An 8,127-nucleotide genomic window follows, 5' to 3' on the forward strand; every position below is an offset into this window, starting at 1 on the left:
GGTGGGGAGAGATCGGGGCGGAGGTGTGCGTGTCCGGGGCGGAGGTGTGCGTGTCGCGATCCGGCCACGTCCGCCCGCCGCCGGTCGCGCTGTTTCTCGTCCCCTGTCCGTCTCCTCCTCTCTCCCCGGGGTTCGTGCCGCCATACCCCTGCCACCGATACATTTCCCCAGGTCACCGACGGTCTCTTGCCGGAAGCCCCGCCTCCGAGGTCACCCGAACGGGTTCTTGCGCTTGCGGCCGCCTGACCGGAGCGACCGTCGAATCCCGGTCGCAAAAAGGGAATTGAGGCTCTCAACGCCACGTCAAGAGCTTTGAGTGAAGCACCGTCACTCTGCTATGAGTAGTCACCATTCGACGTCCGTCCCTCGTGACCGCCGGTGCACTCCGGCAGCCGCAGGAGAGGCGGAGACGTGACCGGATCGTCCGTCTCTGCCGTACCGGGCGAAGCGGGCGGACTGGAGTGGGGGGGGACTTCAGTGGGCGGTCTCTTACGCCGGATGCGGCGCCTGTGGCTCGTACGTTTCCTGTCCACCCCCGAGGGGCTCTGGACGGTTCTCGGCGCGGGCGGTGCCGCGCTCGCCCTCGGTCTCGTACCGGATCTCGTGCAGCTCATCCCCTGGGTGGACGGCAGCCTGCCCGGCATGCTCGTCTGGGCCCTGCTCGGCCTGGTGGTGGTGTCGGTGGCCCAGCACAAGCTGCGGGGGAAGGAGGGCGTCGGCATCGTCCTGTACCTCGGCGGCAACGAGCGGTGGCACCACTCCCGGGTCCAGGCCATGGTCGACCACGCCAAGCGGCATCACGACACATGCTTCGTGGTGGAGCCCTCCTACCTTCTGCAGGGCACCACCGGGATCGACCCGGTGACCATCACCCACCGGGTCGTGCAGGCACGCCTGGAGGAGGCGGCCGGGACGGCGGCGGAGGTGCCCCGCAACGTCTCCTTCTACGTCAACGCCCCCCACCCCCACGCCTACGAACTGGGCAAGATCCTCTGGAACCAGCCCGCCGAGCGCGTACGGGTCTTCACCGAGCGCGGTGAGGACAGTCCCCCGCTGGTCCTCAACGGTTCGTTGATGGGCATGTCGGAGGAGCAAGGGCAGGTCGCCTTCAGGATGCTCCGCCTCGACAGCCGTCTGAAGGAGGCGCCCACCACGGAGGAACTGCGCCTGCTCGAGGAGCAGGTGCTCTCCACGCAGAGGGAGCCCTCACGGCTGGAGGTCCTCGAGGCCGGCCAGGACGACACCGGGTCCCCGGGGCGGCCGAAGCGCCTGGCCCTGATCGTGTCGTTCGAGAACAACGCGATCACCCCGAAGGCGCTCGAGGCCGCCCGGAGCGGCCGCAGCAACAGGTACCGGATTCCCCGCGTCCCGCCCGGGGAGCCGTCCGCGTGCGCGCTGGCGCGAGTGATCACCACACGCGCCGGCAACGTCCCCGACCAGCTCCGCTGCCACGAGGCCCTGGTCCGGCACGTCTTCACCACATGGCGCAAGGACGTGCACGACCACCACATCACCGACACCTGGCTGTTCACCGACGGCCCCACCGGGTTCGTGCTGGCGCTGGGCGCACTGCTCGGGAAGAACGCCACGCTCGTCCCATGGGACGGGGATTCCCAGGCCCGCGGCCGGATCCCGGAGCAGGGACACGGCCCGAACCTCCCAGGAGTGACCGCATGACGTCTTCTTCCGCTCCCGGCCCGAAGCCCGGCCCGCCCAAACCCGGTCCTCCCAGGCCCGCTCCGTCCAAACCCGGCCCTCCAAGGGCGGGAGCCCGGCCGAAGCCCGCTCCTCCGCCCTCTGCTCAGGCAGGGCCGGCGGTTCCGAAACCGGGCCCGCCCCGCACGGGCAGCGGTACGGGAACACCGGGCCCGGCCGGGCGGGCCGCCGCCTCCCCACCCGGGCTCGGCACTCCTCGGTTGCGTCCGTACAAGGAGCCCGTGGTCCGTGAGAAGCAGCCGTCCGTGCCTCCCGAGGGCCGCACCCAGTACGCCGGGTTCGTCAATCCGTACACGTTCGTCCCCCTGCCCGAACTCGACGGCAACACCGCCTTCCGGCGCACCCCGCACCACCACGACCGGCTGGGTCCGGGCCGACTGAGCGGAAGGATCGACGTCGAGCTGACCCTGCGGGCCCCGCTCCTCGTCCGCGGCATCCGCACGGGCGAGGAGGGGTTTCCTCGTCGCAGCCCCGACGGCGGAGGCCCGGCCGTGCCGTTCGTGCCCGGTTCGTCGCTGGCCGGTGCCGTGCGGTCGCTCCACGAACTGATCGCGGGCGGCTGTCTGAGGGTGTTCGACGCCGATTTCCGGCCCGGCTACCGGGACCCGGTCAGGCCCAAGGGCGACGACTGGACCCTCGCCCTGGTCACCGGGGTGGAACACGACGGACGCCCCCGTCTCAGGGTCTGCACACGAGTGGTGTGGGCCAAGGCGAAGGAGCTGGTCGAGCGGGCTCTCGGCGGAGACGCACGGGCGCTTCGCACGGGCGTACGCGTCCACATCTCCGACTGGAAGCGGGAGGGACCGCGCGACCGGGCCCGGGGCAGGGCCATCGAGGAGGTGCGGCAGGGAGACGGATGGGTCGTCCTGGTCGGCGACACCGGCACCCGGACGGAGAACGACGGTTTCTGGTGTGCCGTCGGCGAGCTCCCCGAGGGCCCGGCGGGTTCCCAGTCGGCCCTGCCGACCGAGGAGGCGTGGGAGAACTTCCAGCGGGCCGTCGCCGACGCCGACGAGGTCAGACAGGACCGGCGCGACCGGCGTCGCGGCGCACCGGCCGCCTCCGCTCCCGGGGCCGGTGACGAGCCGGAGCTGGTCGAGGTCCACCACCGGGGCCGGCTGGTCGGCCTCCGCCACCGTGTGACTCCCCGGCTGCTGCCCGGCCAGGTGGTGTGGGTCAGGCGCGGCCGCGGTGCCGAGGACGAGGTCACGGATCTCAGCCTGGCGGAGGTCTGGCGCCACCACGGCCGGTTCAGGGCCGGCGAGCGGGTGCCGGAGGCGTTGCTGCCGTGCGAGGACGTGGACAGTCTCTGCCCGACCTGCCGGGTCTTCGGTTCGGCCGACACCTCGGAGGCGGACGGCCCCGAGCAGCGGCAGGCCTCCTACCGGGGGCACGTCCGCTTCTCCGACGCGTTCCCCACCGGCCCCTCGGTCCCGCGGACGCGGTGGGCCGACCTCCCCCCGCTGGGACGGCCCCGCCCGGGAGCCGGTCAGTTCTATCTGCAGCCGCGCCCGCAGGTGCCTCTTCCGAAGGAGAAGGACGGCGCGTACCCGCTGCGCGAGTGGGGATCCGCCGCGGACGAGACGGGAGGCCCGCCCCGGCGGCTGCGCGGCCGCAAGCAGTACTGGCTGACCGGCAGGGCGGACAAACGCCCGTACTTCCGTGTCCGGTCCGGCACCTGGGAGGGGGAGATGGCCTCCCGCGCGGAGTACGTGGAGGCCGGTCCGGTGTTCTCGTTCTCCGTCCACGTGGACGGTCTGCTGCCCGAGGAGGTGGGCGGGCTCCTGGCCGCGCTCGATCCGTCGCTGCTGTTCGGCGAGGGCACCGGGTACGCGGTCGGCGGCGGCAGGCCGCTGGGGTTCGGGGCCTGCACGGGCCGCATCACCGCGCTGGAGCTCACCGACGCGGCGGGACGCTACACCACCCGCACCGGCTCCAAGGCCCCGTTCGACGCCGAGGAAGCCGTCGCCGCCTTCCGGAAGCGCGTCACCGGGGAGCTTCCGGAGGTGCACGGCACCTGGAAGGCCGTCCAGTCGGTGCTCACCCTGGACCGGGTGCCGTCCGAACAGGTCTGGTACCCCACCGAGCAGCGGCTGATCGACGGAGACATCGCCACCGGCAACCTCGAACCGGGGTTCGCCTTCTGGAAGCGTTCGAAGGGCATTCAGCTGGCCAAGGAGAAAAGGCCCTTGATTCCCCTTCCCGACCCGACCGAGGAGGACCAGACGCTGGCCTGGATGCCCGAAGAGTCTTCCGGTGACGACGCCCCACGGAAAGGCCGCACATGATGACCCGGAAGAAGCTCTACCTCGACGTCTCCGGTGTGCGCATCCAGAGCTACCTCTCCCGCACCACCCATCTGCGCGGCCGGCGCGGCGCGAGCGCGGCCCTGGCCGAGGCGACCCGGCTCGAGGACCAGGAGATCCGTCGTCTGTTCGGCGCCTCGCTCAACACGGAGGCCGGTGAGGCGGACGGCGTCGTCAACCTCGTCCTGGACGCCCCGGACAGCGAGGAGGAGGCCGACCGGCTGGCACGCGACACGGCCGGCCGCGTCTTCCGGCATCTGCGTGCCCGTCTGCCGGCCGCAGAGTTCCAGGCCGTCTGGGCCGTGGACACCAGCTACCTGGACGCCCACCGCACGACCATCGGCCCCCGGCTGCGGGAAGGAGACGTGCTCAGCGACCTGCCGCCCGTCTCGGAGCTCCCCTACGCCCGCATCTGCGAGCGGTGCCATCTGGATCCCGCGAGGGACAGGGTGCATCTCGGCGACGGCGAGAGGCCGTACCTGTGCCCGGACTGCATGATGCGTTTCGCCCACCGGACCCGCGAGGACGCCCGCACCGCCGAGTACGAGCTGCAGAAGAGGCTTGGAACTCCCGCCAGGCCCAAGGAGCTTCCCGAACTGGCCGCCCTGGGCGGGAAGGACACCGACCGCAATCATGTGGCGACGGTGTTCGTCGACGGCAACGCGTTCGGCCACTTCTTCGAGAAGCTCGCGCACCACGGCAGGAGGCTCTCCGCCGAGAGCAAGGCGAGGATCTCCCGGGGCCTGAACCAGGCCACGCGGGACGCGCTCGCCGAAGCCGCAGCCGCTGTCCGCCGGCCGGAGGAGGACGGGGACATGCTGTGCGTCATCCCGTACCTCGTCGGCGGTGACGACGTGCTGCTGTCCCTGCCCGCCGACCGCGCCTGGCCGTTCGTCCGTCACTACCTGCGTTCCTTCACCGAACGCACCAAAGCGGTGCGCGCCGAGGCGGACGTTCCCGGACTGCCCCCGCTGTCCGCGTCGGCCGGGCTGGTGTTCGCCCATCACAAGCTGCCCTTCCACCTGGTCGTCGAGGACGCGGCCTCCTGCCTCGCCGCAGCCAAGAGACTGGTCCATGGAAAGAAGGAGTCGGTGGCGTTCTACGACCACACCGCGGGCCACCCCACACACGCCCTGTGCCTGGCCGACCTGGAGGAACACCAGTCGGATCTCGACGCGCTGACCGCCCTGCCCGAGTCCGGCCGGCACGCCCTCGCGGCACACCTGCGTCACCAGGCTCCCCATGCCGCGGCGGCCACCGAGGCGCATCTGGACCGCCTGGGCCGCAGGGACGTCGTCGAGCCCTTCCTGGCCGACCAGGCCCCCATCGGGCTCCAGCAGGCCCTCGACATCGCGAGGTGGTGGCGTTGACCACGGCTCCTCAGCCGCAGCAGCTCGTCGTCCGGATCGAGTTCCACGGCCCGTTCCGGGTCGGCACCGGCCTGACCCGCCTGGGCGTGGCCACCGTCGACGACGACAATCCGCTGCCCAGCGCCTCACTCAAGGGCCTGATGCGGGCGAGCGCCCGCCGGCTCCTGCCGGACGGCGGCCTTCTGATCGACCAGGTCTTCGGCGCGGCACGCCGGCCGTCGCCCTGGTACTGGTCGGACGCCGTCTTCCCGCACGACGGCGTCACACGCAAACCGCGGGCGCGCATCGCCATCGACGCCGAGCTGGGCGTCGCCCAGGAGAACCACTTGTTCGTCGCGGACGAACACTGGGCCCGCACCGCCGAGTTCACCGTCACCAAAGCCGCTCCGCTGTCACCGGACGAGACCGACGAGCACCTGACCGTCCTCGCGTGCGCCGCCGCGGGGGTCCACTCCCTGGGCGGCGACCGCCGCCGGGGTCTGGGCTGGGTCACCTGCACTCCCCTCGTCCCCCGCCTCGACGACGCCCTGCTCGACCGTTTCGAGGCCCTGCGGGCCCGGACGAGCGCGGCCGCCTCCGCCCGTCCGGCTCCTCCCACTCCCCGTCAGACTTCCTCCACCGCCCGGCAGGAGGCCCACCGTGGTTGAGGTCACCCTGCGACTCGACCAGATCGCCGCCCTGGGCCGCCGGCCCCGGGGCACGGCTCCCGTCGACACCCACCGGCACATTCCCGGCTCCGTTCTGCGCGGCGCCCTGGCCGCCTCCTGGATCGCCCAGTACGGTCCGCCGCAGCAGGCGGACCCGGCCGCCCGCGACCACTTCCTTCGCCTGTTCGAAGGACAGGTGCGCTACGGCCCACTGCTGGACGCCGACTCGGACGTCGTCCCGCTGTCCGTCCTGCGCTGCAAGTACCGGCCGAAGAAGGAGTGCGAGCAGTTCTCCTGCGACCAGGCGGATCCCGGCCGCTCTGCTCGGCAGCCGGAATGCGACACCTGCGGCGGCCGCACCCAGAGCGGCCGCGGCGAGGTCGAGTTCTTCGGCGTCGACGACCACATCGTCCAGGAGACCCACGTACGGCTCGACGAACGCGAACGGGCCGAGGAAGGATTGCTGTTCACCCGACGGGCGCTCAGACCGCGGCGTGACGGTGTCCGCCGTGTCTTCACCGGCCGCATCGTCACCCCGCCCGGGGAACCCGTCGATCCCTGGCTCCTCCAGGCCCGGCCCCTGCGGGTGGGCGGCCGCCGCAGCACCGCCGGCGGCGCCCTCTACGACGCCGAGGACCTCCCGGCCCCGGCGCCCGATCCGGCCTTCCTGGTGACCAAAGGGTGTCTGATCGTACGGCTCATCAGCCCCGCCTTCCTGGTGGACGCCGCGGGACGGCCCACCTCCCGGCCCGACACCGGGCTGCTCTCCGAACTCCTCGGTGTGGACGTCACCCTCGACCGCGCCTGGGTCCGCCGCGAGTCCATCGGCGGCTGGAACACCCTCACCAACCTGCCCAAACCGGCAGAACTCGCCGTCACCGCCGGCAGCGTCTTCCGGCTGGCGCTCGGCTCCACCCCCACGGCCGAGGGCCTGCGCCGTCTCCTCGACCACGGGCTCGGGCTGCGCCGCGCCGAGGGCTTCGGCTGGATCGCGCTGGGGCCGTGGCGCATGCCGCGGCCCGCGGCCGTTCAGCGGACACCGCAGAAGGAGGACATGGCCTCCGGCATCGCACGGCAGGTGCATGACTACCTCTCCGAGGACAGCGCCTGGTACCTGGACAAGCTCCACACCTGCCTCACGCTGCGCCGCCGAGGACAGCAACCGGACCTGACCTTCCTCGAGTCCAAGCGCGCCGAGAAACTGGCCGGTCTCCGGCAGGGCATTCTCGAACGGGACCTGCGCGCACTGGCCACCGGCGACCTCCGCATGCTGGAGAAGGCCGTCGCCGAACTCCAAGCCCGCGTCCGCAAGGAGCGTTCCTGGTGACCGCGTCCCTCCTCCTGGCCCGGATCGTCCTCAGGCTCGACAGCCCGGCCTCCGTGGCGGCACCCGAGCAGCACGACGGTCTCATCGGCACCCTCCGCGAAGTGGCACGCGACGGCTGGGGCGATCCATGGATCCCGCCCAGCTCGCTCGCCGGGTCCTTCCGCGCCCATGTACGGGCCACCTCCGGCCCGGAGACCGAACGCCTCCTCATGGGCTACGAGGAGGAGCACACCACCCAGGGCCGCCCCTCCCCCGTCCGCTTCCTGGGCACACGCCTCGACGAGCCGGCCCTCACCGCACGCACCCGGACCGCCGTCGACCCCCGCCGCGCCGCCGCGGCCACCGGCCTTCTCCACACCCATGAACTGCTGCAGCCCGGCTGCCGGATCACCTGCTGGATCCAGGTCGACGCACCGGAGCACCACCAGACGGTCCTCGACCACCTCGCCACCTGGAACCCCGTCATCGGCGGCGGCCGCACCACCGGCCACGGCACCACCACGACCGTCTCCCTGGACCAGGCCGTCCTGGACCTGACCACCAGGGAGGGCCGCCGCCTCTGGCTCACTCACGGCGGTCCCGCCCTCTTCGAGGCGGCCGCGCTCCGGCCGGTCGCGCTCGAACAGGTGAGGGCCGGCAGGACAGTGCGGGTGCCGGCGTCGGCCCTCACCTGTTCGAGCGCGACCGGCCGGAGCGCGGCCGCCTCGAAGAGGGCGGGACCGCCGTGAGTGAGCCAGAGGCGGCGGCCCTCCCTGGTGGGC

6 protein-coding genes are annotated in these 8,127 nt (G+C 72.2%); all 6 read left to right on the forward strand.

All coding sequences use genetic code 11. The annotated features are described in order from the left end of the window. Positions 1-498 precede the first annotated feature (498 nt). Complete coding sequence (locus CCN35_RS28160; protein ID WP_067398483.1) at positions 499-1,677, forward strand: hypothetical protein; 1,179 nt, start codon at positions 499-501, stop codon at positions 1,675-1,677. A gap of 260 nt (positions 1,678-1,937) precedes the next feature. Beyond that, positions 1,938-4,004 (forward strand): RAMP superfamily CRISPR-associated protein, encoded by a 2,067-nt coding sequence (locus CCN35_RS23030; protein ID WP_158100428.1) that lies wholly within the window; start codon positions 1,938-1,940, stop codon positions 4,002-4,004. Continuing rightward, the gene (locus tag CCN35_RS23035) at positions 4,001-5,392 is read left to right on the forward strand and encodes a Cas10/Cmr2 second palm domain-containing protein (RefSeq protein WP_086794153.1); all 1,392 of its coding nucleotides are present in this window, start codon (positions 4,001-4,003) and stop codon (positions 5,390-5,392) included. The genes CCN35_RS23030 and CCN35_RS23035 overlap by 4 nt, the downstream gene beginning before the upstream one ends. Beyond that, complete coding sequence (locus CCN35_RS23040) at positions 5,389-6,039, forward strand: RAMP superfamily CRISPR-associated protein (RefSeq protein WP_067398477.1); 651 nt, start codon at positions 5,389-5,391, stop codon at positions 6,037-6,039. The genes CCN35_RS23035 and CCN35_RS23040 overlap by 4 nt, the downstream gene beginning before the upstream one ends. Continuing rightward, positions 6,032-7,366: a type III-B CRISPR module-associated Cmr3 family protein gene (locus tag CCN35_RS23045; RefSeq protein WP_086794156.1), complete on the forward strand. Its 1,335-nt coding sequence runs from the start codon at positions 6,032-6,034 to the stop codon at positions 7,364-7,366. The genes CCN35_RS23040 and CCN35_RS23045 overlap by 8 nt, the downstream gene beginning before the upstream one ends. After that, positions 7,363-8,094 (forward strand): RAMP superfamily CRISPR-associated protein, encoded by a 732-nt coding sequence (locus CCN35_RS23050; protein ID WP_086794159.1) that lies wholly within the window; start codon positions 7,363-7,365, stop codon positions 8,092-8,094. Before CCN35_RS23045 ends, CCN35_RS23050 begins: the two co-directional genes overlap by 4 nt. Positions 8,095-8,127 lie beyond the last annotated feature (33 nt).

Origin of the sequence: Streptomyces thermovulgaris (genome assembly GCF_002155915.1) — a bacterium.
GTDB classification, from domain to species: Bacteria; Actinomycetota; Actinomycetes; order Streptomycetales; family Streptomycetaceae; genus Streptomyces; species Streptomyces thermovulgaris.